The organism is Hymenobacter sp., from assembly GCF_036387835.1.
Classification (GTDB): Bacteria; Bacteroidota; Bacteroidia; order Cytophagales; family Hymenobacteraceae; genus Hymenobacter.
The window spans coordinates 120,061-144,905 of record NZ_DASVSY010000040.1; the positions used below are offsets into that span (position 1 = coordinate 120,061).

Here is a 24,845-nt window from a genome sequence, read left to right on the forward strand (position 1 = left end):
CTTACCGGATATAAGCGCTGCTAGTTGAGGCGCTGCTAGCATTTCGTCGGCCAATTCCAACGGTTGTTTTATGTTTACTTTCCATGGAAAACACCCTCACTGACTTACAATACCCCGTCAGCCGGCCGGTGCTACCCGAAGGCCCATTGACACCCGCTGAGCGCTCCGTTTACATCGAGCAGCTAGCGGCGTTGCCGGCGCAACTGACGGCAGCGGCTCGCAAGGCCGGTGGTGTACGCCTGGAAAACGCCTACCGCCCCGGCGGGTGGACGGGCCGGCAGGTGTTGCACCACGTAGCCGATGTGCACCTGAACTTCTACCTGCGCTACCGCCTGGCCCTCACCGAAGACCACCCCACCATCCGCCCGTTCGATATGAACGCCTGGGCCGCCCTCCCCGACATTGACGCCACGCCCGTTACGGTATCGTTGGCGCTGCTGGAGGCGTTGCACTCGCGCTGGGCCACGCTGCTCTGGCACCTCACCGACAAGCAGTGGCAGCGCACCTTCTATCATCCATTGTATCAGCAAACCTCTACCCTCGACCAAGCACTGGTGCAATACAGCTGGCACGGCCGCCACCACTTGGCGCATATTGAGTTGCTGAGCCGGGAAGGGTGAATAGCCTCGCTACTCTATAAAATTATCAGTGTACGTCAAGAGCTAAGACGAAGTAGCTCGAAAGCGACAGGAAGCCATAGGAAGTCACAGATTTTCTGCGCTTTACCCTCACTTAGCTAGTTTGACGGTTTTCTGAGTTTTGGCGCTTTTGCGGGCGGCTTCCAGAATTTCCACTACCACCCTGTTGATGGGTAAGTCATGGCAACGGGAGTTGAGGCGGACTTTTAGGCTCAACATTGCGCGTTTTTGTTGTTCTGCCCCTGGCGAGGACCTGACACTGTAGCCGAACCCATAACCCTGGCGACGATTATGTCGGCAATAGCAGCTCTTGCAACTGCCTCAGTGAGAGTAGGGAAAATATGCCCTGGCGCTTCCTTCACGAGGGCGAATAGGGCAAGGCCAAAATTATATAGGAATGTCGCGCCTAACCTATGTAGCTACTGGAAATTCAGCCCAACTGCGCGAATACAACCAGTTGAAAATCAAGGCTCATCCTGTAGCTGAACTGTAGCTGCACTTACCCAACGATAGTAGCAAACCAAAACGCATAGTCCCCGTTTCATAGGGCAAGAAACGCCCTTTACGACCTATGAAAGAAGAAAGCAAACTTAGCCGTCGCCAGATAATCAGTGGCTTAGGAGCCAGCTTGGCAGTTGCCGCTGCAGGCCCCGTATTATCCGCCGAGGGCGCCAATAGCGCCGCCGATGCGGCCCCCGAACCCTTAAAAGATCCGACCACCGCCTACCCCAAGCCTCCGTTCAAAAGCCAGACGCAGCCCTGGCCGGGGTTGGCCAGCAAAATGGAGCCCTTGCCCGACCACGGTGAGAAGAGTTACAAAGGCTCGGGCCGCCTGAAAGGCCGCAAAGCCCTCATTACGGGCGGCGACTCCGGTATGGGCCGCGCCGCCGCCATTGCCTACGCCCGCGAAGGCGCCGACGTGGCCATCAACTACCTACCAGCCGAGGAAGCCGACGCCAAGGAAGTGGTAGCCCTGATCAAAGCCGCCGGCCAGAAAGCCGTAGCCATTCCCGGCGACCTGCGCGACGAAGCCTTCTGCAAGAAACTAGTCGACGATGCCGTACGTCAGCTAGGCGGCCTCGACATCCTGGTCAGCAACGCAGCACGGCAGCAGCAGCACCAGTCCATTATGGAGCTTTCCAGCGAAGACTTCGACGCGACGATGAAAACCAACATCTACGCCCCGTTCTGGATTATCAAGGCCGCGCTGCCCCACCTCAAGCCCGGTTCGGCCATCATTGGCACCACCTCCGAGCAGGCCACCGACCCCTCCGCCGACCTCTACGACTACGCTCAGACCAAGGCGGCCACCACCAGCTACGTCCGCTCCCTGGCTAAGCAGCTCGCCCCGAAAGGCATCCGGGTCAACGGCGTAGCCCCCGGCCCCATTTGGACACCTCTACAGGTAAGCGGCGGCGCTACGCAGGAGAAGCTGCAGAAATTCGGCGGCGACACGCCCATGGCCCGCCCCGGTCAACCCGCGGAGCTGGCCTCCATCTACGTGCAGCTAGCTGACCCTGGTGCTAGCTACGCCACCGGCCAGGTCTACGGAGCCGCCGGCGGTAAAGGCCAGCCGTAACAATTCCAGCGCTGCCGTTGCTACGGCATCGAACAAGTATGCAAAACGCCCTGGCTGTTGCCGGGGCGTTTTTTGTTTGATAGTGTGGGTGATTCGCATTTGTAGTGCTTGGCTCCGATGCCTGAATTCCAGAGGTTATCCTGGAAGGTGGTTTTGATGGCTTTCCGCCGGGAAGGAGTTAGGTTATTCTGGCTGTTGCTCTTCTAGTTGGCGCTCTAGCTCTTCGTTGCGACGCCGGAGTCGCCGGGAGTATCGGCTATAGGCAATAATGCCAAACATAAAGCCAAAGCTCAGCATGTTCTGCCCGGTTGTGGAATCGACAACGTGCGCCAGACGCAGAACTAAGCTGCCGAGTACCAAAACCAGGCAGCTGATTCGCAGCAACTTTTCGGTCAGATTCATGTCGTTGTTCATGGCGCAGAGTTAACTAGTATGCGAGCCCGAGCTTCGCCTTCGGGCTTTCAGGTTTCGGTTGGCTTAGCCGCTTTGGGTGGTGCCCAAGGCGTTGTTGATATTCTAGCCGATGCTGCGGCTTTTCAGGCAATCTAGCAGACGCTTTGACTAGAGCTTCTTCAGTAGCTACTTTTCCTTCATACGCTCCTGCCGCGCCACCGTTCCCGACTAATATCTATGGCACCGAGGAATCCGCTTTAGATTAAGCGCTGGAAATGTGGAAAGTTGAAGCCGTCTTTACCACCCACCTGCGCCCGCCATCCACCAAAAAGAACACGTAACGCGGCTAGAGTGGCAAGTAGAAGAGCAATTAGCGCCACTTAGGTGTGAGCATCCAGTATTCAAGGCGCAGAAGCTGCTAGGAATAGGATAGACAGTATAAAGCCTTCTGCTGCTGACGGGTTTGTTGTATACGTAAAACCTACTATTTCAGCGTCTTCTAAATCGTCAGGCAACTGTTACTGGATGCGCGGCATCTATTCGAGTGTTACCGTCGACTAGAGGTCATCCCAATGAGCCGTTTTAAAAATATATTCCTTTACAGTTGGATTTAAAATAACTAAGCCTCTACTTTGCATTACCTACTACCTGGCAAAACCCACCAAGCAAAACGTTTCGCCGCCGCTCATGATTCAGCTGCAGAATATTCGGAAAAGCTATGAAGTTGGTACCAATCGACTGGAGGTACTCAAGGGCATAGACTTGCACATCCGGGAAGGCGAGTTAGTAAGCATCATGGGTTCGTCGGGGTCAGGGAAAAGCACGCTGCTCAACATCTTAGGCATCCTCGACGATTTCGACCAGGGCGACTATACTTTGGCGGGCACCCGCATCGACCGGAACCTTTCACAGACGCGGGCGGCGCACTACCGCAATAAGTTTTTGGGCTTTGTGTTTCAGTCGTTCAATCTGCTGAGCTTCAAGAACGCCCTCGAAAACGTGGCCCTGCCGCTCTACTACCAGAAAGTAAGCCGCCGCGAGCGAAACCGTATGGCCCTGGAATACCTCGACCGGGTAGGCCTCGCCGACCGCGCCGACCACTTACCGAGCGAGCTGTCGGGCGGCCAGAAGCAGCGGGTGGCCATTGCCCGGGCCCTCATCAGTCAGCCCAAATTGATTCTGGCCGACGAACCGACGGGGGCCCTCGATACCCAAACTACGCAGGAGGTGATGGACATCTTCAAGCAGGTACACCGCGAGGGCATGACGGTGGTCATCGTGACCCACGAAAACGATATTGCCGACCAAACGCAGCGTATGATTCGGGTGCGCGACGGCTTGATTGTGAACGAGTAAGCGGCTCTTGTGGCCTTTGTTTATCCTTTTACTCTTGCCCAAATCACCATGAAAAAGCTCTTGACAACCCTCGCACTAATTGCGGCCGTTTGCTCCGGCAATGTCGCCCTAGCGCAGGTATCTTCAACTGAAAACCAGGCCCTCACCAAGCAGCTCGCCCAACTGATGCGCAACCCGCAGAAGCCCAAGCAAGACGTGGTACTGACGTTGAGCGGCTGCCATGCCGAACAGGTTATCCGCGACCGGGATGCCGACGTGCAAATGCCAAAACCGCTGGCCGTCAGCTACGGTAGTGGCAACTCGGGGTGGGCCGTGAAAATGGACAACGGTATTTTCGAGATGAAAATGGGCTTCGAATGGGTTGACGTAAGTCCCCTGACCTACGAATCCACCACGGATGATGACGGGCAGAAGCACTTCCAAATCAATATCAAAAAGCAAAAAAAAGGCAGCAGCACCAGCTTCGACCTGCCCCTCTACACTACCAACGAAGCCACGGTGAAAGACGTGGTACGGCGCCTAGAGAAAGTGCGGCGCAGCTGCGGCGGCATTTAACATTTATCAATTAACATTTAACAGTTTACAATCACCGGCTGTGCCACCCGCTCCATCTACTCTTTGAAAGCAGCCTCACCTCCAAGGCTCTGTTAAATGTTAATTGATAAATGTTAAATGTTCGACCTCGATAAATGGCAGGAAATATTCGGGACCATGCGCCGCAACAAGCTGCGCACGTTCCTGACGGCCTTCGGCGTTTTTTGGGGCATCTTCATGCTCGTGCTATTGCTCGGGGCAGGCAAGGGGATGGAGAATGGTATCTGGAAGGAGTTCGGGGGAGGGGCAATGAACAGTTTGTTTGTGAATGCCGGCAAAACGTCGTTGCCGTGGCAGGGCCTAAAGCCCGGCCGCGAAATCAAGTTCACGAACGACGACCTGAAAGCCATTCGCCAGCACGTGGATGGGGTGGAGCTGATAGCTTCGCGCAACCGGCTTTTCGGTGAATACACCATTATCAATGGTACCAAGAACGGCTCCTACCAGGTGTTTGGAGCCAATGCCGAGTTCTTCCAACTCAACGGCGAGAAGCTGGCCCAGGGTCGTTTGCTTAACCCGCTCGATGGCATAGAGCAGCGCAAGGTGATGCTGCTCGGCGAGAAAGTGCGCAAAGTATTGTTCGGCGACAGCAGCGGCATCGGGCAGTTTGTGCAAGTAAAAGGCGTGTTTTTCAAGGTAATTGGCGTCTTTACCAGCACTGGCAACAACGGCCGCAACGAGGAGCGGGCTTTCGTGCCGTTTAGTACGTTCCAGACCACCTTCAACCAGTACAACCAAGTGCAGCGCATTGGCATGAGCAGCACCAAGGGGACGCCAGTGAAGCAGCTGGAAGAGCAGGTACGGCAGCTCCTGGCCCGCCGCCACAAATTCGACCCCGCCGACAAGCAGGCCATCGACCTTGAAAATAACGAGGAGGAAGTAGCACGCTTCGAAGGCCTTTTCACGGGCATCAAGCTGTTTGTGAGCGTGATTGGGGTGCTAACCTTGGTGGCCGGCGTGGTAGGCGTGAGCAACATCATGCTCATTATTGTGCAGGAGCGGACCCGCGAAATTGGGGTCCGCAAGGCCCTGGGCGCTACCCCTTGGAGCATCATCAGCATGATCGTGCAGGAGTCGGTGGTTATTACCAGTGTTTCGGGCTACCTGGGGCTACTCGGCGGGGTGGCTTTGCTTGATGCCATTCGCTACGCCCTCGAACAAGCCGGCGGCACCACTTCTTACTTCGACCATCCGGAAGTGAACATCGGCGTGGCGCTTAGCGCTACTGCCCTGCTGGTGGTTGCCGGCGCCATAGCCGGCCTGATTCCGGCCATGAAAGCCGCCAATGTCAAACCCATCGAAGCACTAAGGGACATTTAACAAGTAACATTTATCATTTAACAGCTAGGCTATGATTGGGGGCAAGGAGAACGTGCTGTATGACAGGGCGTATGCTTTTGCCTTGCGCATTATAAAGGCATATCAATTTCTTACTTCCGAGAAAAAAGAGTTCGTGTTGTCGAAGCAAGTACTGCGGTGTGGGACTGCCATTGGGGCCAATATCGCGGAGGCAAACGGTGCTATTTCCGATGCCGATTTTTCAGCGAAAATGTCCATTGCCTACAAGGAAAGTTTGGAAACCCAAGTATTGGCTCAACTTGCTGCACGACTCCAATTTTATTCCAAGCAAGAACTTCAACAGCATACTGACCGATGCCGATGAGCTAAGCAAGATGCTCTTCACCACCATTCGCTCCACCCGCACCCTCAAAAACGCTTCTACCAAGCAGTAAGAAGCGGGAAATAATCAACCCAACAAAAGGCACCGAGGCAGCAAGCTCCGCCAGACGGGCTGTTAAATGTTAATTGATAAATGTTCGATGTAGACAAATGGCAGGAAATACTCGGGACCGTGCGCCGACACAAGCTGCGCACGGCGCTTACGGCGTTCGGGGTGTTCTGGGGTATTTTCATGTTGGTGGTGCTGCTAGGCGCCGGCAAGGGTTTCCGCAATGGCGTTGAAAATGAGTTTAGCGTAGCCAAAAACGCAGTATTTGTTTGGAGCCAGCGGACCAGCGTGCCCTACGCGGGGTTGAAAGTGGGCCGCTTTATTCCGTTCACCAACGACGACGTGGCGGCCCTGAGGAGAGAGGTACCCGAAGCCGCTGTTATCCTGCCGCGCAGCTCGCTCGATGGTACCTTCACGGTGCAGTATGGCTCCAAAAGCTCGTCGTTTTCGGTGAATGGGGAGTACCCAGGATATCCGGCCATACAAGCTGTGAACCTAACCGGCGGCCGCTTCATCAACGACATCGACATTGCGGAGCGGCGCAAGGTGGCTGTTATCGGCGACCGGGTGGCGGAAGTGTTGTTCGGTACGGCCGAGCCACTGGGGCAGGAAATCCGCATCAAGGGCATCTTCTTCCGGGTGGTAGGCAAGTTCAAAGCGGAGGGTAAGCCTGAAAACGCACAGGAAGAGGCCCAGAAGATCATCATCCCGCTCACGACCCTACAGGTCACTTTCAACCAAGTAAACCGAGTCGGCTACTTCGCTTTTATTCCGAGGGCCGGCATTCCGGCGGCCGTAGTCGAAACCAAGGCCAAACAGGTGCTGGCCCGGCAGCACAAAATAGCCCCCACCGACGAGCGGGCACTCGGCTCCGCCAACGTAGAAGAGGAATATGCGCGGGTGCAGGGCTTGTTCACGGGTATTTCCAGCTTCAGTTGGCTGGTGAGCATCGGCACCATTCTGGCCGGCATCATCGGGGTGAGCAACATCATGCTCATCGTGGTGAAAGAGCGCACCAAGGAAATCGGAATTCGCAAGGCGCTGGGTGCCACGCCCTGGAGTATCGTGAGCTTGATTGTGCAGGAAAGCATCGTTATAACGGCCGCGGCTGGCTTACTTGGCCTGCTGTTCGGCACGGCCCTTATGGCAGGTATCAACTCCATGATTGCCGGCCAGGATGTTGGTTTCTTTGCCAACCCACGGGTTGATGTTGGGGTGGCCGCCACGGCAGTGAGCCTACTGGTAGTGGCCGGCGCCGTAGCCGGCTTAGTGCCGGCCCTGAAAGCCGCTCAGGTGCAACCCGTTGTGGCATTGAAAGATGAATGATGAGCTGCAAGCCGCAAGCTCCTAGCGTGAGGCTGCCTGTGCCAGGAATACTTCATAAACAACTATTTTCTTCAACTCACCCATAAGCTTGCAGCCTAAAGCTTGTAGCTCCTTACCCAACCCAAGACCTCACTATGAAACGCGTGTTCCTTTCGCTGCTACTGCTGCTACTGCTGGCCGGATTTGGCTGGCTGGGCTACTACTTCTGGAAGCAGGCCCACACCGACCCTATTGTTTATAAGACGGAAGCGCCCTTCGTGGCCGACATCGTGAAAAAGACCGTGGCAACGGGCAGCATCGTGCCGCGCCGCGAAGTGCTGATCAAGCCGCAGGTATCGGGTATTGTGGAGGAGCTGTACGTGGAAGCCGGGCAGCCAGTCAAGGAAGGCCAGTTGCTGGCCCGCATCCGCACGGTAGCCAACGCGGGCAACGTGAATAGTGCTCAGAACAACATCCAAGCGGCGCGGGTAGCCCTCGAAACCAGCCAGATCGAGTTGGAGCGCCAACGCCCGCTGTTCGAGCAGAAAGTAATTGCAGCACAAGAGTTCAACCGCCTGCTCGCCGACTATAAAGCCAAGAAGCAAACCCTCAACGCCGCCGAAAACGACCTGCAAATAGCGCAGCGAGGCGCCTCGCGCAACACCGGCGGGGCCTCCAACCTAGTGCGCTCCACCATTACCGGCCTGCTGCTCGACGTGCCTATCAAAGTGGGTTCGTCGGTGGTAGAGCGCAACAACTTCAATGAGGGTACCACCATTGCCTCCATTGCCGACATGCAAAGCCTCGTGTTTGAGGGCAAGATTGATGAGAGTGAAGTAGGCAAAGTGCGTGAAGGCATGGACCTCAACCTGACTATCGGTGCCCTCGAAAACGAGTCGTTCCCGGCCACCCTCGAATACATTGCGCCCAAGGGTATTGCCGAGGAAGGCGCCATCAAGTTTCAGGTACGCGCCAAACTGAAGCTTAAGCCGGGTCAGTTTCTGCGCGCCAATTACTCGGCCAACGGCGACATTGTGCTCGGCCGCCGCAATCAAGTGTTAGCCATCCGGGAAAGCCTGCTGCAGTTTGGTAAAAAGAATAAAGACAGCGTATTCGTGGAAGTGGAAACCGGGCCGCAGCAGTTTCAGAAGCGCCTAGTCAAAACCGGCCTCTCCGACGGTATCAATGTGGAAGTAAGCTCGGGCCTGACCAAGTCAGACAAGGTGAAAGTGCTCGGGCCACCAGCCGAGGGAGAGAAGAAAGGCTAACCGCAACTCTTATACGGCATGGCAAGGCCCGATACCAGCGCACTGGGGTCGGGCCTTGCTGCTTTCTGCCTCCTTTACAGCATTCAGCAAAAGCTGCAACAACCTCCTCATCAGGGCAATACTCCTATCCAAGCTCGGCAGCGGCAAACAAGCCAAAGCCATTACAAATGAAACGCTGGAGGCCGCCGCTAAAATCCCAACAACTAAAGAGGGAACCATCAGCTTGCCAGCCTAAATTAAAACACAAGCCCTAACAAGCCTTATACAGCAACCCATCAGCTTCGTTAGTAGGAGGCAGTGCAATCCGATATCCTGATAAAGCCAGTACGTGAGGATACTGCAACGCAAGTGTAGCTGCGCATAAGAGCTACTTTTTGCTGGCAATTTGTTTTTAAGAGTAACCAGAAACTACTCTTTGTGAACATTTTGTAATTCAGGCTCGTCTGTACCTGCTAACTACCAGTATAAAGCACGGGCAAGTGTTACTTTGTTTAGGAAACGATTTCCGTCTAATAGTAGAAGTCAACCGTATCTTTGCTTTGTTGTTACTCCTCAATCCCCTTACTACCATTAATTCCCATGAATAAAATGCCGTTTCCAGTGCGTATTGGCTGCTGGCTTGTTTTGATGCAGCTAATAGTATTTTCCTGTAAAAAGGACGAGCCCGATCCTTACGTACCAGTACCAGATCCGCCGGCGCCTACCGCTTTCGATATTAACTCCATTAAGGATACTTATCCGGAGGTGGCTCCTTTAATTAGTTCTCCTAGTTGGGGTCCTTATAACGTCCACGATCCATCCATCATCAAAGCAGATGACTATTACTACTGCTATAGCACGGACGTAGGCTATGGAATTTCGGATGCAGCTCTGACGCCTGGCTTGCAGGTTCGCCGCTCCAAAGATCTTATTCAGTGGCAGTTTGTTGGATGGGTGTTCCAGGGAGCCCCGGCTATGGGCGCCAACTTTATCCGGCAAAATGGGGGCACGCCCAACCGCTTGGTATGGGCGCCCTACGTGCTGAAAGTAGGCGCCGAGTACCGCCTCTATTATTCATTGGCCTCGAACAACGCGGCCCGGAGTGTAATTGGGCTGGCCACGGCTAGTTCGCCCCAAGGCCCCTGGACGGAGAAGGGCATTGTAGTGAATTCCTTTACTACTTCCGGTGCTATGACCAATGCCATCGACCCCACCGTTATCGTCGATCAGCAGGGGCAGCACCACATGTATTTCGGCTCGGCCTTCGATGGTATCTATACCCTTAAGCTGGATGCCGCTACTGGCTTGGCTCAGACGAGTGGTGACCGGGGCCGCCGAATTGCTCAGCGTGGTTTCACCAACGGTAGTATCAACGGCAACATCGAAGCGCCCGAAATCATCTACAATCAAGAGCAGGGCAAGTATTACCTGTTTATTTCTTATGACTGGCTGCTAACTAAATATAATGTGCGGGTTGGTCGCTCTGCGTCTCCCGAGGGGCCCTTCCTGGACTTCAACGGCCGCGACATCAACCTAGTCGAAGATCATGGGCCCATGATTTTGGCGCCCTACCAGTTTACTGGCCATAGTGGCTGGCAAGGCACGGCCCACTGCGCAGTGTTCCAAGAAAACGGCCAGTACTACATAGCCCACCAGGGCCGCCCCGGCATCGACCCTTACTACATGGACCTGCACGTGCGTAAGATGTTCTGGACACAGTCGGGCTGGCCGGTAGTGTCGCCCGAGCGGTACGCCGGCGAAGACAACGCCGCCGTGGCACAAGCCGATTTGGCGGGCGAGTGGGAGCAAATCAAGCTCAACCATCGGGTGGTACCCGGCTTCGAGCGGGAGCAGAGTAGCCCCGATTTTCAGGCCGCTACGCCTTTGACGTTGGCAGCTAGTGGCACTTTCAACAACAGCACGAGCAATACATGGACGTATACCGCTCCGTGGCTCGAATTGAAGTATAGCGATGGTACTCTTGATAAAGTGTACGTGCAGAAAGGCCGGGATTGGGAAAACAAGAAGAACACCATCGTTTTCACAGGCCTCAACAACACCGGAACAGCCGTATGGGGCAAGAAGAAATAAACTTGCTCCGACAAAACAGCTTTCAGCAATAAAAAAACTGAATGCTCTACTTGAAGAACGGAGTGGCTAGCGGCTAAAGTAGAGACGCTGCTTCCTCTCCTACTAGCACTTCAACAGTACCTCGACTGCCCAGCGCATCCTCCTTCAGGTTGGAAGCGCTGGGCAGTCTTTTTGTCTTCTAAAACTTCAAACGAAATAAAATTCTACAAAATCTTTATACATATGATTAGTACATTATTTTATTAGTATATTGACACAATATCAATCCGTCGCACCATGTCCACACACCTGCTTTTCAATCAGCAAGAGTCATCTACCCTAGTCGAGAACTTTCAAAACGAAAACTACCATCAATACTCCTGCACCATCATCCGCAAAGTATTGGAAACCAAAAGTTACCACGAGCACGAGCCCCTCGTAGTAAACGCCCTGATGGAGGTGATGAGCAATGTGCTAAGCAAATTCAAGCAGGCCGAATCTGACCGGGACTCTATCCTGCAACTCTCCAACGCCTTATACAACTTGTTGCTCCAAGTGGAGTGTGTAGAAGCCAACTAAAGCCTTACTGCATCTGCCAAAGCCCGTGGCAAGCTGTAGAAAAAGCAAAAGGCCGTTATCCACATCGGATAACGGCCTTTCTCAGGTAGCGGGGACTGGACTCGAACCAGTGACCTTTGGGTTATGAGCCCAACGAGCTACCAACTGCTCCACCCCGCACTGTTTGGTTCTGCAAATGTACGACTGTTTTTCAAAATAGTCGTGCGCAACGACAAAATAGCCCTATTCATGCGCTTCAGCGCTGATTATCAAGGACATTATTTTGCACCTTATCATAGCCGGGACTTACAACTAACAGCACGCGACTTAAAACCGACTGGTAATTCCGAAGTGAATCTTGCCGGCGTTTAAAGCTAGCTTCTGCTGATTGTCGCGGCCCAGGGCGTACACGAACTGAAACTGGCCGGCGCCGGTCCGGAAGCTCAGGCCCACACCCACGCCGGTTGGTGAGTTTGTGCTCTTTTCCGTCAAGATGTCGCGGCGCAGGTAGCCTTGGTCGACGAACGCGAACAGGTAAGCATCGGCGCTTGTGAATTGACGGTATTCGGCCGTGCCCACTGCGTACTGGCTGGCGTAGAAGTCCAGCTCGTTGAAGCCGCGCAAGGTGGAAAGGCCGCCCAACCGGAATAAATCGTTGAGAAATAAGCGCTGGTTGAAGAGGGCCTCTCCGCGCAGCCGGGTAAACAGCACCCCGCCTCGCCCGATCCGGGTGTAGCGCTCTATGCGGGTACCAACGCTTACCTGGGTGGTGCGCAGTGGCAGGTCTTGGTACAGCGTTTCGTCCAGCACAGAATTCTTACTGATAATTTTGCTGCCCACCGAGGCTTGGCCACTAGCGAGTAACCCACTGCGCGGAAAGTATAGATCATCGAGGGTGGTCCAAGTGTAATCGAGGCCGTAGGAGGTGAAGCGGGAGTCGATATTGGCTGGTAGCTCCGTGGCCAGACTATCGGCGGCTAGCAGCCGGGAGCTGCGCCACTCCGTGAAGAAGCTGATCCGCCCCGACCGCGCCGTTGGATACGTAAGCTGCAGACGCGGCCGCAACGTTTGAAATGCGTTGCTGGGGATGGATTGGCGGTAGAGGTTGAAGGTGGCGCCTAATTCTAGCGGCGTCCCGAAAAACGTGGGATGCGCGTATTGCGCGTCGAGCTGCTGGGAGCTGGCATCGGTTTTTCGCCATTGCAATCCTAGTCCCTTACCGCCTCCTTTGATGTTGCGCAAGGCAATGGTGACGTCACCGGTGAGCTGTACCCGTTTCTGCCCGAGGCCGGGCGTCGGGTTGGGCAAGATGCCCACAATGGCGTCAAATTGGTTGGCTGTGCGGTCTTCAAGCAGCAGATATACCCGGGCCCGGCCCCTGGCAAAGCGTACTTCGGGTTCGGCCTTGAGCTGCAAATACGGCAGCTGGCGCAGGCGGCGCGCTGCCTCTTCTACGCGCTGCTGACTGAAAGGCTGCCCGGGGTATATCTGCAAATACTTAGTTAAGAACCGCTTACGAATGGTGGTGTTGCCCACAATCTGCAAGGAATCGAACACGATAACCGGACCGCGCTCCAGTAGCACGCGGCCTTCAATATCAGCCCCTCGCAGCTGGGCCGAGTCTAGCCGTACCGTGGCAAACGGGTAGCCCTGGTTTTCGGCTTCGCGTAAAATGCGCTCCTGTAGACGGGTCCACTCCTGCGGTTGAAAGGGCTGGTTGCGGTACAGCTTTTCGCGGTAGCCAGCCCGCGTCAGCAAACCGTCGCCAAGGTTGCCGTTGCGCAACCGAGCCCACCGAAACTTCTCGCCTACGTAGAGCTGCACGCGCACCGTGTCGCGGCGCCAACGCAACTCGTCGGCGGAAGCAGTTAAGTAGGACTCGCTCTGCAAGGCCAGCACCAGTTCCCGCATTTCGCGCAGTACGGCCAGAGAATCGGGAAAGTTAGTTTTAAGGCGGTAGCGCCGGAGCAGGACCTGGTCGGCTGCTTCGGTTTCCAATATCAGAATCCGGGGCCGCCGAACGGGCAGCGGCTTGCCCGGCGCAGGTACCGGAGCCGGCAGAGACGCCGGGGATGCTGGAGTTGCTACCTTCCCGGAGTCAGGCGCCGACACCCGCACCTTGCTGGAATCAGGTGGCGGGGGCAGATTCAGGTTTAGCTGCGGCGACGTCTGGGCTTGCGCGCTACTTGGGCTGCCGAAGAGCAACCCGAACAACAACCACAAAACAGCGAGGCGAGCGTACATTTGGGAACACAAACGCGAAAACGCGCATTTAATTTCCTAAAGATACTTTCTCGTTGGGCTCCAAGCATTTCCGCCCACTGGAAAGAGTGGCTATCCGGCCCTTCTCTGTCACCTGTTCCCTTCTTTCCTTTTTACCTAATTGCCCGGCCTTTACCTTCATATTCCCTTCTGCAAGCAGGCCTGCCACTACTGCGACTTTCACTTCAGCACCTCAATGGCGTTGAAAAGCCGCTTGGTGGAGGCCCTGACGCAGGAGCTAGCCCTCCGCGCCGACTACTTAGGCCCGCACTTCACGCTGGAAACCATCTACTTCGGCGGGGGCACCCCGTCGTTGCTGACAGCCGCTGAGCTAGACCAGATTTTCACTGCCATTCACCGCCACTTTCGGGTAGCTCCGGATGCGGAAATAACGCTGGAAGCCAACCCCGACGACTTGACGGCCGCAAAGGTGCGCGAGCTGGCGGCCTCGCCTATCAACCGGCTCAGCATCGGGCTCCAAAGCTTCCACGAGCCGCATCTGCAACTGATGAACCGGGCCCATTCGGCCACCGAATCGACGGCGGCCGTACAACTGGCGCAGGAGGCAGGCTTCGAGAATATTTCGGTGGATCTGATTTATGGCGTGCCCGCCCCCGACCACAGTCTCTGGGAGCAAGACCTGGCGCAGGCCTTCGCGCTGCAAGTGCCGCACCTCTCGTGCTATGCCCTTACCGTGGAGCCAGATACGGTGTTCGGCCGGCAGCTTAAAAAAGGCGCGTTCCGCCCCCCACCCGACGAGTTTGTGGCTCGGCAGTTCGAGATGCTGCTCACCGAAATTACAAGCCACGGCTACGAACAATACGAAATCAGCAACTTCTGCCAGCCCGGCCGGGAGTCGCGCCATAACTCGGCGTATTGGCGCGGCGTGCCTTATCTGGGGTTGGGGCCAAGCGCCCATTCGTTTGATGGGGTTAGCCGCCAACACACCCTCGCCAACAACCCCAAGTATGTTGCGTCGGTGCTCGAACGCGCTGAAGTACCTGCCACTATCGAGCTTCTTTCCCCCACCGACCGGGCCAACGAGTACCTAATGACCAGCCTGCGTACATCTCAAGGCACCGATTTACGGCATCTATCCACCAACCTGGGCGTGGACTTATTAGGTCACCGAGCCGATTATTTAACTTATCTGCAGCTCAACGGCTGGGCCACTCTTAGTGCCGATGAAGTGCTGACACTCACCGACAAAGGCAAGCTGCTAGCCGATCAGATAACCTTAGAGCTGTTTCAAATCACAGATTTCAGTGATTAAAAGTAGATGCTGCTGGTTTAAATCCGTTAAATTCCTTTGCCCGTCCTGCGCACACTGCCCGGCAGAAGGTGCTACCCTAAAGCCCGCACCACCTGTTCACCGACGCCGGAATATGCGGCATCTGTGTTTAAATCTGTGAAATTTCTTATATGAGAAGACTGATTGATGCTCTGGCCGATGACACCGACTTTTTCATCGAGCAAGTTCAGATAACCGCCATCGTGTTCGACAACTCCGATGACGTGACTATCTGGGCTACCACATTTTTCGACCAGGAGCTGCACTTCTTTCACCTAGGCCTGCAATTTCAAAGCCTCGACCTGATTCTGCGCCTATCGGACACGCGTGCCGCGGCTTTGCAGGAAGAAGTAGCCGAGGCCTTGGCTACCGTTACCGAATGGCCTTGTTTACTGGAATACACTACCGAAGAAAAACCACCCGTCGTGCTGCCCAACGTGGCCCTCAAGCTCTCGTGCACCTACCCTGCCGACGGTCCATTTGAAGGCGAAGAAGACGAACCCGACGAGACGTTCATGATTGGTATGGAAGCCGATAAAGAGGATGAGTATGAGCCCGGCGCTCCACACAACATCTTCTACCTAGAAGGCGTCTTTTTGCGAGTGGAACCGTGAAAGGTTAAAAATTAAGAATTGGCAGAGTGGCTTGTAAAGAATGAATTCATAATTCATAATTCATAATTCATAATTCATAATTCATAATTCATAATTCATAATTCATAATTCATAATTCATAATTCATGTAATGATCTACCTCATTCCGGGCTTGGGAGCTGACGAGCGGGTTTTTCAGAATCTGAGGCCTTTGCTGCAGGATGAGACGCAGATTCTGTTCTGGCTTACGCCGGAGCCGGATGAGTCTTTGCCTGCTTACGCCGCTCGCATGGCCGCTGCTATTCCGCTCAAGCAAACGGGCCTGCTGGTGGGTGTTTCGTTTGGTGGGGTAGTTGGGCTGGAAATCAACCGCATACGCCCAAGGCTGCGGACTGTGTTGGTTTCTAGCGTTCCGGACGCGAGCTGCATGCCCCCGCTGCTGCGCCTGATTCGGGCAACGGGCGTGTACCGGCTAGTCCCGCCGCAATTGCTGAAGCTGTTTCCGCGAGCGGGGCAAGTGTACTTCGGCGTGCGAAATGGCGAGGAGTACCGTATGTTCAAGCGGATTCTGCGCGACATGGAACCGGTCTATACCCGGTGGGCCATCCACCGGCTTTTGCACTGGGACAGCACCAACGTCGGCCGCAGCATCCAGATTTTAGGCACCGCCGACCGGGTTTTCCCGCCGGGACCCACTCCTGTCGACTACCTTATCCGGGGCGGCGGCCACTTCATGGTTTTCAGCCACGCGCCCGAAGTCAGCAAGATTCTGAATAAGCTTGCCGCGGAAGCGAAAAGTGAAGAAGTTATTGGGTAAGCTCAGCAGTGATTTGTAGACTTCTTTGAACTGCTTGGCCTGACTTACTTAGTACCCGTGCAGTGCTAAGAGGCCACAAGCTTACTCTCAGACAAAGTCACCTAATGCTTTGACACCAGCACACCGGAGCTTTAGTGGACACACTTGCTTTCCTGTCTCCTCATTTATCACCGCAATGCTTGCTACTTACCCGCATCAAGGCCGCGTTTTTTCCTTTAACCCGACTGCACCGCTTGACATCTCCCTGCCGCTAGCACCGGGTTTAAATCAGGTGAACTGCTTCTGGGCCGAGCCGGTGCAGTTTGATGTTATTCGGGTGGGCGGCTTTGTCGGGAGTGTCGCTGAGGGCGGCAGCACGAATTACAAACGGGTGCATCTCACACCCCACGGCAACGGCACCCACACCGAATGCTACGGCCATATCTCGCCCAATCCGGCAGCAACTTTAAACCGCTGCCTCCGCCGCTTCCTGTTCGTAGCCCGCTTGGTATCGGTGCAGCCCCGCCCCCAACCCAACGGTGACCAAGTGGTGCTGCTGGCCGACGTGCAGCGCGAACTAGAAGGTGGCCCGGATGCTTCGGTTAAACCGGAGGCTATAATACTACGCACTTTACCTAACCACAAGGCCAAACGTGCCCGTCAGTACTCCGGCACCAACCCCACCTACCTGGAACCCTCGTTAGCTCAGTACCTAGCCGCCGCTCACATCGACCATCTGCTTCTCGATTTGCCAAGTGTAGATCGGGAGGAAGATGGCGGCGCCCTAATGGCCCACCACGCGTTCTGGCAGTACCCCCACGCTACGCGCGAACAGGCCACTATCACCGAACTGGTTTTCGTACCCGATGAGCTAGAGGACGGCTTGTTCTTGCTTAATCTGCAAGTCACAAGCCTAGAGCTGGATGCTAGCCCAAGTAAGCCGGTGCTCTACCAGTTACACCTTACCTCCTGAACTGCTTGGCAGCTATAACGCGAAGTTCTTCTTCGCCAGACATTGGACAGAGCTGGTAAAACGCAACAATGCGTGGCGGAATGAAACGTCGCGACGCATTCAAAGTAGCTTAACGCAAAAAGGGCCATCCGTGTGGATGGCCCCTTGCTATTCTTGCTTACTGCAGGCTAGGCTACAACCGTAGCCTCAGTGGCGGCTACCGTGCTCGGTACTACCGTCACGAACGAACGGTCCTGACGGCCCTTGCGGAACTGTACCGTACCATCGATCATAGCGAACAAGGTGTGGTCTTTGCCGATACCTACGTTCTGACCGGGGTGGTGCTTGGTGCCACGCTGACGCACGATGATGTTGCCAGCAATGATGGCCTGGCCACCGAAAATTTTCACGCCGAGACGCTTGGAATGCGATTCACGACCGTTGTTGGAGCTACCTACGCCTTTCTTGTGTGCCATTTTGTTTGAGCTTTAAGCTGTCAGCTACAAGCTGCAAGCTGTCTGGTAAAATAAGCTCAGCAGTTATCGAGTAATAAGCTTGCAGCTTGAGGCTTGCAGCTTAAAGCTCAATAAACTAGCCGATGCTGTTGATTAGTACTTTGGTGAATTGCTGACGGTGACCGTTCAGCTTACGGTAGCCCTTACGACGCTTCTTCTTGAAGACAAGAACTTTGTCGCCTTTTACGTGGGCTAGAATGGTACCTGTCACGGCTACGTCCAGCAGGGGCGAGCCAATGTTCAGGGTTCCGTTATCGTCGGTGAGGAGGGCTTTGCCCAATTCTACGGTATCGCCAACATTGCCAGCCAGGCGGTGGGCATATACAAATTTATTGGCTTCGACCTTGGTCTGCTTACCGGCTATATTGACAATTGCGTACATCGGCGTCTTCGCGGGGTTTCTGAAAAATGGAAGGCAAAAGTAGAAGTATCCTTCTACAATTCCAAGCTATAACTCATTAAACCTCATTGTCCCAACTTTTTATAAGCTGGAAATGTGGATAAGACAGCCCTGTTTTGGACGCACATATACACGTTTTGTGGACAACTCCAATTATCCACAAACAGAATGTGGATAACATTATTGAAAAATGGCTTATTCGAGGTTTTAAGAGGGCTTTTTCATGGCTTCACTGTTAGCACTGCTTCAGGCACATGCAGAAAAATTAACAGAGAAAAAATGATTTTCAAGGGGCAACCTTCCGGTAAGTCGGGTTTATATTTGGTGCATCAACCCTTCGGCCCTAAGCCTAGGAGGGCCTGAACAATCTGGTTTGTCCTTGGGTTAGCAGAAAGCTTATCCGAACGATAGCCTGCTTTTTAACAGAAGTCCTTCACCTTTTGCCTTCCCACTATGGAACCTCTGCTCATTGAGAATCCCAACCGCTTCGTCCTTTTTCCCATCCAGAACAACGACGTGTGGCAGATGTACAAGAAAGCCGAAGCCTCGTTCTGGACGGCCGAGGAAATTGATTTAAGTCAGGACCAGAAAGACTGGGACAACCTCAACGACAACGAGCGTCACTTCATCAGCCACGTGCTGGCGTTTTTCGCAGCCTCCGATGGCATCGTGAACGAGAACCTGGCCGTCAACTTCATGCAGGAAGTGCAGATGCCCGAGGCGCGCTGCTTCTACGGCTTCCAGATCATGATGGAAAACATTCACAGCGAAACCTACTCGCTGCTAATTGATACCTACGTCAAAAACGTACAGGAGAAAGACCGCCTCTTCAACGCGCTGGAAACCGTGCCGTGCGTGAAGAAGAAAGGCGAGTGGGCCCTGACGTGGATCAACTCCGAAGACTTTGCCGAGCGCATCATTGCCTTTGCTGCGGTAGAAGGCATTTTCTTCTCTGGCTCGTTCTGCTCGATCTTCTGGCTGAAGAAGCGCGGCTTGATGCCCGGCCTCACCTTCTCCAACGAGCTCATCAGCCGCGACGAAGGCTTGCACTGCGACTTCGCCTGCCTGCTCTACAGCTACCTCCAAAACAAGCTGCCCGAGGAGCGTGTGCACAGCATCATCCGCGACGCCGTGACCATCGAGCAGGAGTTTGTGACCGATGCGCTGCCTGTAAACCTAATTGGCATGAATGCCAACAGCATGTCGCAGTATATCGAGTTTGTGGCCGACCGGTTGCTGGAATCGTTGGGTTACAGCAAGATCTACAACGCCACCAACCCCTTCGACTTCATGGAAATGATTTCGCTGCAAGGCAAAACCAACTTCTTCGAGAAGCGCGTAGCCGAGTATCAGAAAGCGGGCGTAATGAGCGAGCGGACCGAAAACGCCTTCTCGCTGGACGAAGATTTCTAAAGTCTGCCAGCCAATTAGAATGGCTAATTGCTCTACGGAAGCAGAAAAAGCCGATACCGCCATTAGCGGTGGCTTAGGCTTCTGGTTCGACCAAGACAAAGTGGCCGTTAAAGAAGCATACGGGTTTCCAACTTTCCTCTTGGTAAATCAGGCATACGACTTTGCAGTGAACTTACCAGTAGATTGGTCAGCTGAAACCCTGGAAGCGGCTGTTGACAGAGTCAAGGCCGCTGTACAGCAGAAGTACCCATGGCTTAGCGACAAGAGCGCTCAAGTCCTCGGAAACCATTTTGCTTACTCTTAGAAGTAAATTTCCTTAACAGACTTAGATCAACAAAAAGCCCCTGACTGGAGTCAGGGGCTTTTTGTTGATTAAGCTTACTAGTATACTTCCTTGCATACGTTGGAAACAGGAAGTTGCCGTTTGACCAATGTACGGTTTGATCTAACTCACTTTGTTAGATTTGAGGCTACTCCTTTCAAAGAAACCATTTCTGGTAATTTGAACCACCCAATCCGCAAGCTCAACCCTCTGCCATGAATCCCACCGTTGCAGTTTCACTCGCTTGCGTCATCATCGACGACAACGAAATCAACCGCATTACGCTGGAGCGTGCCGTGCAGCGCCACGACCAGCTCACACTCGCGGCTTCATTTCCCGACGCAGTGGAAGCGCTAAGTTACTTTCATGCCGGTGGCCAAGTTGATTTGCTGCTGCTCGACATCGAGATGCCACATATTAGCGGCCTGGAGCTGGTGCGGCTGCTGCCCTCTCCTAAGCCCGCCGTAATTCTGGTGACAACTCATGCCAGCTTTGCGGTGGATGCTTTCGAGCTACGGGTAATTGATTATCTGGTGAAGCCGGTGAGCTATGCGCGGTTTTGCCAGGCCATAACCCACGTTACGGAGCAGTATCAGCGCGTGCCTGCCCCCGTCCCCGCACCGTTGCGCGCACCGTCGGCGGCGGAGCCTGACGCTAGCGGCCCCAACGATATTTCGGCCAGTGGCACCGACTTGTTTGTGAAAACCAACGGCAAACTACTGCGCATCAATTTCGAAGCCGTGCTTTTCATTGAAGCCTTATCAACCTACGTGGTGCTGGTTACCGACAAGCAAAAGCACGTGGTGGGCGGCACGCTCAAAAGCATAGAGGACCGGTTGCCATTCCGGCACTTTGTGCGCGTGCATCGATCCTACATTGTGAACCTGCACCGCGTGGAATCCCTAGAAGACAACATGCTCAAGCTTGGGCAGCACGAGATACCCGTGAGTAGGCCCTACCAGGAAGAGCTGGCGCAACGCCTGCGGGCGCTCTAGCCACCCACTACGAGGTAGCGGGCAACTCCGAGGGCAGCACCTCAAGCACCCGCTCTATCTGCTGCACCAGTTGCTGCACGGCGGCCGCCCGAACCTTACTGGCTTTAACTCCCGTGCGGGGCTGATCCATCAGCAACTGCAACGGCTGTGCTATACCGGCTACCCCAAACTGGATAAGGTTAGGCTTGATGTGGTGCACGAGCTTCGCCACCTGCGCCCACTGCCCGGCCGCAGCGGCCACGTGAATCTGCTGCAAGATGGGCGGTATGTGCAGCAAAAACGAGCGGACCAACCGTTCCACAAAGCTGTTTTCACCATCGGCTAATTCGTGCACCTGCTCTAGGTTGTAGAGCGGCGCCTCCGGGGCGTGGACTAATGCTACCAGCTTACGGTAGAACTCTTCTTCCTTGAACGGCTTGGTTAGGCAATCATTGATGCCCGCTTCGAGGTAGCGGTCCAGGTCGGCGCGGAAGGCGTTGGCGGTGAGGGCCAGTACGGGCACCTGCGCACGGGTCAGGTCGGGGTGCAGGCGCATGTGCGTGGTAGCCTCCACCCCGCTCATACCCGGCATTTGAATGTCCATGAGCACGGCGTCGTAGCGGTGTTGGGCGTGCAAGGCCAGCGCGGCGGGGCCATTCTCGGCTTCGTCGACCAGGGCGCCCCAACCTTGCAGCAGCAAGCGCACCACCTCCCGGTTTATGCCGTTGTCTTCCACCACAAGCACCCGGCGGCTGTACAGCGCACCGGTATCCGTCAGCACCAGGCGGGGAGTGACTTCGACGCCTTCGGCTAGCGGCAGGGTGATGCTGAACTGAAACGTACTACCGCTACTTAGCTGGCTTTCCACTACAATGATGCCTCCCATCTGCTCGACCAGCGCGCGGGCAATACCGAGCCCGAGGCCGGTGCCGCCAAAGCGCCGCGCCGTATCGGCACTGGCCTGCACAAAGTCCTCGAATATGTAGTCGATTTTATCGGCCGGAATACCGATGCCGGTATCGGTGACGCGGAATCCGGCCGTGAGGTGGGTTTCGGTTTGACTGATCAGATAGCCCCCTATTGAAACGCTGCCATTTGCGGAAGTGAACTTTATAGCATTGGATACTAAGTTGATTAAGATCTGGTTGAGGCGGTAGGCGTCGCCCATTACCCGCGGCAGCGGCTCCGACTGCAGCAGCAAGGCAACGTGGAAAGACACGCTTTTTTCGGCCGCCTGCACGGCTAAGGGCCGCAAGGCTTCTTCTACCGACCCCCGCAGGTCAAACGACATCTGCTCTAGCTCTAGCCGGGCCGAGCTGATCTTGGTCATGTCCAGCACCTCGTTGAGCACTGACAGCAGATGTTCTCCTGAAGTTTGGATGATGCGCAGCAGTTCCCGCTGGCCTTGGTCGAGCTGCGTTTTGGTGAGTTGCCGCGCCATGCCCAAGACGCCGTTCATAGGCGTCCGGATTTCGTGACTAAGATTGGCTAGAAACGCTTCTTTGGCCAGCGCCGAGGCTTCGGCTTTTTCTTTGCTGCGTTTAAGCTCTGCTTCGGCCTGCACCCGCTCGGTAATATCAAAGGCGCAAAGCAGCACGTAGGCAGTTGCCTCGGGCGGGTTGACGCGACGGGCACGGTAGAGCAATTGCCGGGGCTGCCCATCGAGAGGCAGTACTGGCAGCTCTCCGGTGATAGTTTGGTGGCTCGAATCAAACTGCGTCAAGTATAAGGGCCAGGCTTGGGCGTGGTCGGCGCTAGGCATCAGCTCGCTAAACTGCCGGCCAACTAGTTGCGTAGCTGGCAAGTGCAGCAGCTGCGCAAAGCTCTGATTGCAAGCCAGTAACACACCCTGCATATCATGCAAAACCACCGCCGCAGGCAGGTAAGAGAGTAGCTGATGGGGCTGAAACTCGTTGGGGGCAACGGCCGCAGCTGGCGCCGATACCAGCCGATAAGTGAATAGCTCGGAGCGAGCCGTTCCGCTGGCCGTTGCTAGCAGCACGTAATCTTGCGCGAGCACCCGACCATCGCGTAGCGCTATTCGCTCGCCCATCACGGGTTGTTGGGCGGCGCGCTGCTCTATGAGTTGGATGGCGCACCGGGCGGGCTCTACGGCCAACCGCAACAGGCAGGCAAACAGCGTGTCGGCCGGTTTACTGATCCAATAGGCGGGCAACTCGGGGCTACCTAACAGTTGGCACATGGCCTCGTTGATTCGCTCGATACTGCCTCCTGGCTCGACCAGTAACATTCCGGGGCCGGCCGGCTCCAATAAGCCAGCCAATGTGCGCTCAGCGGCAGCGGCCCGCTCGTTGGCTTCGCGCAGGGCCCGCTCTAGCTCCGCAATGCGCGTGGCGTCGGAGGCGGCGTGAGGGCAGGCGGGGTTGTGCGGCATGCAGGGATTGTAAGAGCGGGAGTCATGCTAGTTTGAAGTGGCTTAGGCACGGTTCCACTTTTCATAATGTGTACAAAGAAACCAAACGGTTCGCTCTCCAAAAGAAAAATGCTTTGTACAAAAACGAGTCACTGTAAAAATACGACGTGTCACATCAAAAATCGGGCAATCCAACAAAAAACCTGAGTGCTCCGTCAGCGCCGCTTTAACATTGTATCATCAACGGCGCAGCAAGGCAGGCTCAACAGAATAATTCGATTCCTTGGCACCTTTACTGAAGCACGTTACTACTCTTAACTACCTCTTTTTAAACTTTTTACTTCATTTCCATCATGGCTTACTCTACCTCTACCGTTGCCGGTCAGGCTGTACAAGAAATCATCAACGCACTCCCTAGCCTGGTGGCCGTAGCCATCGTGGACGTGCAGTCGGGCATGGCACTGGCTTCGCACTCCAACAACCCTAGCCTGAACCCCGAGACGGCTGCCGCTTACAATACTGAAGTAGTAAAGCAAAAGCAAAAGGCAATGGCCGCACTCAAACTCCAGGGCGAAATAATTGACGATATCCTGATTACGCTGACTAATCAGCTGCACCTCATCAACCTAACGCCCGATGGCAAGAAGTTCATCTACCTGGTGGTGAACACCCGCGACACCAATCTGGCTATTGCCCGCGACGTGCTCCGCCAGAACAGCGACGGCTTGAAGTAATATTTATTCTATATATAGTTTTTATATGATCTATATATAGTGAACTATTATATCCTGAGAGAAGCCACCCCGCATTGGGGTGGCTTTTTCGTTGTCGTCTCCCGTGCTTCGCCCCTACCAGCTAAATGATACGCATGATCTGCCAGCCTCAACGGTTACCAAAAGCAAAACCTCGGTATTAAGTACTGATTTCCTCCTTCCTCTTATCCTCAGCCTTATGGAACCTGCTTTCGTGTCGCCTTGCTTTGCTTGCCGTCGTCGTTTTCGTTGGAACGGCCAACCGCTATTCACTGATTGCTCGTGCGTTAACTACGGCCGCGGCACCACAACCGTGGCGTTAGTGGCCAGCGCGGCCCTGGTAGTCGGGGGGCTGTGGTGGTATCGGGGGCGAAAGAGGTAATGAGCTGCGGCCATTGATTACGAAAGCGTGAAAACACCACTATCAGAACCGCCTGTTATCCTGCGCTACTTCAGGACGACAGGCGGTTTTCAATTGCCATGTTCTCCGACAATACGATTTCCCGCTCAATCTGCCAACCTGAATTTTCACTCATTTACTAATTTATATAGCAATACTTACCTTCACAAAACGGCCTGAATGGCACCGTTTTACGGTTATGTGGAAAACTTCTAAACTCAAGGTTTGTCCTAGCCATTGTAAGAGGATATATTCCGCTTATCAACCGGCGCATGCGGACTGCGTGCTGGCGTCCGGAACCCTTTTCTGACCCCCCTTTGCCTGCTCCTTTT

The 24,845-nt window shown here is 54.8% G+C and carries 25 protein-coding genes and 1 tRNA gene; 19 read left to right on the forward strand and 7 right to left on the reverse strand.

The genetic code is table 11. The annotated features are described in order from the left end of the window. Positions 1 to 83: 83 nt before the first annotated feature. Positions 84 to 620, forward strand: a complete 537-nt coding sequence (locus VF639_RS08100; protein ID WP_331145386.1) for a YfiT family bacillithiol transferase — start codon at positions 84 to 86, stop codon at positions 618 to 620. Between the two features lie 108 nt (positions 621 to 728). Here VF639_RS08100 and VF639_RS08105 read toward each other — a convergent pair whose 3' ends face one another. Continuing rightward, a complete protein-coding gene (locus tag VF639_RS08105; protein ID WP_331145387.1) occupies positions 729 to 857 on the reverse strand; it encodes a hypothetical protein in 129 nt (42 codons plus the stop codon). 352 nt (positions 858 to 1,209) lie between these two features. On the opposite strand from VF639_RS08105, the gene VF639_RS08110 reads away from it, so the two are divergent. Further along, entirely contained in the window at positions 1,210 to 2,217 is a 1,008-nt protein-coding gene (locus VF639_RS08110) for an SDR family oxidoreductase (protein WP_331145388.1), read from the forward strand. A gap of 183 nt (positions 2,218 to 2,400) precedes the next feature. Here the strand turns inward: VF639_RS08110 and VF639_RS08115 are convergent, their stop codons facing one another. Then, the gene (locus VF639_RS08115; RefSeq protein ID WP_331145389.1) at positions 2,401 to 2,631 is read right to left on the reverse strand and encodes a hypothetical protein; all 231 of its coding nucleotides are present in this window, start codon (positions 2,629 to 2,631) and stop codon (positions 2,401 to 2,403) included. A 666-nt stretch (positions 2,632 to 3,297) separates the two neighbouring features. Here VF639_RS08115 and VF639_RS08120 point away from each other — a divergent pair. The 8 genes from VF639_RS08120 (at position 3,298) to VF639_RS08155 (ending at position 11,490) form a co-directional block, all read left to right on the forward strand. Then, positions 3,298 to 3,966, forward strand: coding sequence for an ABC transporter ATP-binding protein (locus VF639_RS08120; protein WP_277230325.1), 669 nt, complete (start codon positions 3,298 to 3,300; stop codon positions 3,964 to 3,966). A 48-nt stretch (positions 3,967 to 4,014) separates the two neighbouring features. Continuing rightward, positions 4,015 to 4,521 carry a hypothetical protein gene (locus VF639_RS08125; protein WP_331145390.1) on the forward strand — a complete coding sequence of 169 codons (507 nt, stop codon included), beginning with the start codon at positions 4,015 to 4,017 and terminating at the stop codon, positions 4,519 to 4,521. Between the two features lie 117 nt (positions 4,522 to 4,638). Continuing rightward, positions 4,639 to 5,880 (forward strand): ABC transporter permease, encoded by a 1,242-nt coding sequence (locus VF639_RS08130; RefSeq protein ID WP_331145391.1) that lies wholly within the window; start codon positions 4,639 to 4,641, stop codon positions 5,878 to 5,880. Between the two features lie 31 nt (positions 5,881 to 5,911). Continuing rightward, a complete protein-coding gene (locus VF639_RS25340) occupies positions 5,912 to 6,223 on the forward strand; it encodes a four helix bundle protein (RefSeq protein WP_414654686.1) in 312 nt (103 codons plus the stop codon). A gap of 150 nt (positions 6,224 to 6,373) precedes the next feature. After that, positions 6,374 to 7,615 (forward strand): ABC transporter permease, encoded by a 1,242-nt coding sequence (locus tag VF639_RS08140; protein ID WP_331145393.1) that lies wholly within the window; start codon positions 6,374 to 6,376, stop codon positions 7,613 to 7,615. A gap of 134 nt (positions 7,616 to 7,749) precedes the next feature. Beyond that, the gene (locus tag VF639_RS08145) at positions 7,750 to 8,862 is read left to right on the forward strand and encodes an efflux RND transporter periplasmic adaptor subunit (RefSeq protein WP_331145394.1); all 1,113 of its coding nucleotides are present in this window, start codon (positions 7,750 to 7,752) and stop codon (positions 8,860 to 8,862) included. A 579-nt stretch (positions 8,863 to 9,441) separates the two neighbouring features. Further along, positions 9,442 to 10,932, forward strand: coding sequence for an arabinan endo-1,5-alpha-L-arabinosidase (locus tag VF639_RS08150; protein ID WP_331145395.1), 1,491 nt, complete (start codon positions 9,442 to 9,444; stop codon positions 10,930 to 10,932). Between the two features lie 276 nt (positions 10,933 to 11,208). Continuing rightward, positions 11,209 to 11,490 (forward strand): hypothetical protein, encoded by a 282-nt coding sequence (locus VF639_RS08155; RefSeq protein WP_331145396.1) that lies wholly within the window; start codon positions 11,209 to 11,211, stop codon positions 11,488 to 11,490. Between the two features lie 86 nt (positions 11,491 to 11,576). Here VF639_RS08155 and VF639_RS08160 read toward each other — a convergent pair. Both VF639_RS08160 and VF639_RS08165 read right to left on the reverse strand, forming a co-directional pair. Further along, positions 11,577 to 11,649, reverse strand: a tRNA-Met gene (locus VF639_RS08160). 147 nt (positions 11,650 to 11,796) lie between these two features. Continuing rightward, the gene (locus tag VF639_RS08165; protein WP_331145397.1) at positions 11,797 to 13,713 is read right to left on the reverse strand and encodes a BamA/TamA family outer membrane protein; all 1,917 of its coding nucleotides are present in this window, start codon (positions 13,711 to 13,713) and stop codon (positions 11,797 to 11,799) included. A 139-nt stretch (positions 13,714 to 13,852) separates the two neighbouring features. Here VF639_RS08165 and hemW point away from each other — a divergent pair, with 139 nt between their 5' ends. The 4 genes from hemW (at position 13,853) to VF639_RS08185 (ending at position 17,384) form a co-directional block, all read left to right on the forward strand. After that, positions 13,853 to 15,004 carry a radical SAM family heme chaperone HemW gene (hemW, locus tag VF639_RS08170; RefSeq protein ID WP_331145398.1) on the forward strand — a complete coding sequence of 384 codons (1,152 nt, stop codon included), beginning with the start codon at positions 13,853 to 13,855 and terminating at the stop codon, positions 15,002 to 15,004. A gap of 149 nt (positions 15,005 to 15,153) precedes the next feature. Continuing rightward, positions 15,154 to 15,636 (forward strand): hypothetical protein, encoded by a 483-nt coding sequence (locus tag VF639_RS08175; RefSeq protein WP_331145399.1) that lies wholly within the window; start codon positions 15,154 to 15,156, stop codon positions 15,634 to 15,636. A gap of 130 nt (positions 15,637 to 15,766) precedes the next feature. Next, a complete protein-coding gene (locus VF639_RS08180) occupies positions 15,767 to 16,432 on the forward strand; it encodes an alpha/beta fold hydrolase (protein WP_331145400.1) in 666 nt (221 codons plus the stop codon). A gap of 175 nt (positions 16,433 to 16,607) precedes the next feature. Beyond that, positions 16,608 to 17,384, forward strand: a complete 777-nt coding sequence (locus VF639_RS08185) for a cyclase family protein (RefSeq protein ID WP_331145401.1) — start codon at positions 16,608 to 16,610, stop codon at positions 17,382 to 17,384. Between the two features lie 167 nt (positions 17,385 to 17,551). On the opposite strand, the gene rpmA is transcribed toward VF639_RS08185, so the two are convergent. Continuing rightward, positions 17,552 to 17,839, reverse strand: a complete 288-nt coding sequence (gene rpmA / locus VF639_RS08190) for a 50S ribosomal protein L27 (RefSeq protein WP_331145402.1) — start codon at positions 17,837 to 17,839, stop codon at positions 17,552 to 17,554. A 115-nt stretch (positions 17,840 to 17,954) separates the two neighbouring features. Then, positions 17,955 to 18,260, reverse strand: coding sequence for a 50S ribosomal protein L21 (rplU, locus tag VF639_RS08195; RefSeq protein ID WP_331145403.1), 306 nt, complete (start codon positions 18,258 to 18,260; stop codon positions 17,955 to 17,957). Between the two features lie 471 nt (positions 18,261 to 18,731). Here rplU and VF639_RS08200 point away from each other — a divergent pair, with 471 nt between their 5' ends. From VF639_RS08200 to VF639_RS08210, 3 genes are all read left to right on the forward strand, one after another. Further along, positions 18,732 to 19,691 carry a ribonucleoside-diphosphate reductase small subunit gene (locus VF639_RS08200; protein WP_331145404.1) on the forward strand — a complete coding sequence of 320 codons (960 nt, stop codon included), beginning with the start codon at positions 18,732 to 18,734 and terminating at the stop codon, positions 19,689 to 19,691. 19 nt (positions 19,692 to 19,710) lie between these two features. Further along, complete coding sequence (locus VF639_RS08205; protein WP_331145405.1) at positions 19,711 to 19,995, forward strand: hypothetical protein; 285 nt, start codon at positions 19,711 to 19,713, stop codon at positions 19,993 to 19,995. A 233-nt stretch (positions 19,996 to 20,228) separates the two neighbouring features. Further along, the gene (locus VF639_RS08210; RefSeq protein ID WP_331145406.1) at positions 20,229 to 21,008 is read left to right on the forward strand and encodes a LytR/AlgR family response regulator transcription factor; all 780 of its coding nucleotides are present in this window, start codon (positions 20,229 to 20,231) and stop codon (positions 21,006 to 21,008) included. 7 nt (positions 21,009 to 21,015) lie between these two features. Here VF639_RS08210 and VF639_RS08215 read toward each other — a convergent pair whose 3' ends face one another. Further along, a complete protein-coding gene (locus VF639_RS08215) occupies positions 21,016 to 23,382 on the reverse strand; it encodes a response regulator (RefSeq protein ID WP_331145407.1) in 2,367 nt (788 codons plus the stop codon). A gap of 332 nt (positions 23,383 to 23,714) precedes the next feature. On the opposite strand from VF639_RS08215, the gene VF639_RS08220 reads away from it, so the two are divergent. Then, positions 23,715 to 24,095, forward strand: coding sequence for a hypothetical protein (locus VF639_RS08220; protein WP_331145408.1), 381 nt, complete (start codon positions 23,715 to 23,717; stop codon positions 24,093 to 24,095). 217 nt (positions 24,096 to 24,312) lie between these two features. After that, positions 24,313 to 24,495 (forward strand): hypothetical protein, encoded by a 183-nt coding sequence (locus VF639_RS08225; RefSeq protein ID WP_331145409.1) that lies wholly within the window; start codon positions 24,313 to 24,315, stop codon positions 24,493 to 24,495. Positions 24,496 to 24,845: the final 350 nt, after the last annotated feature.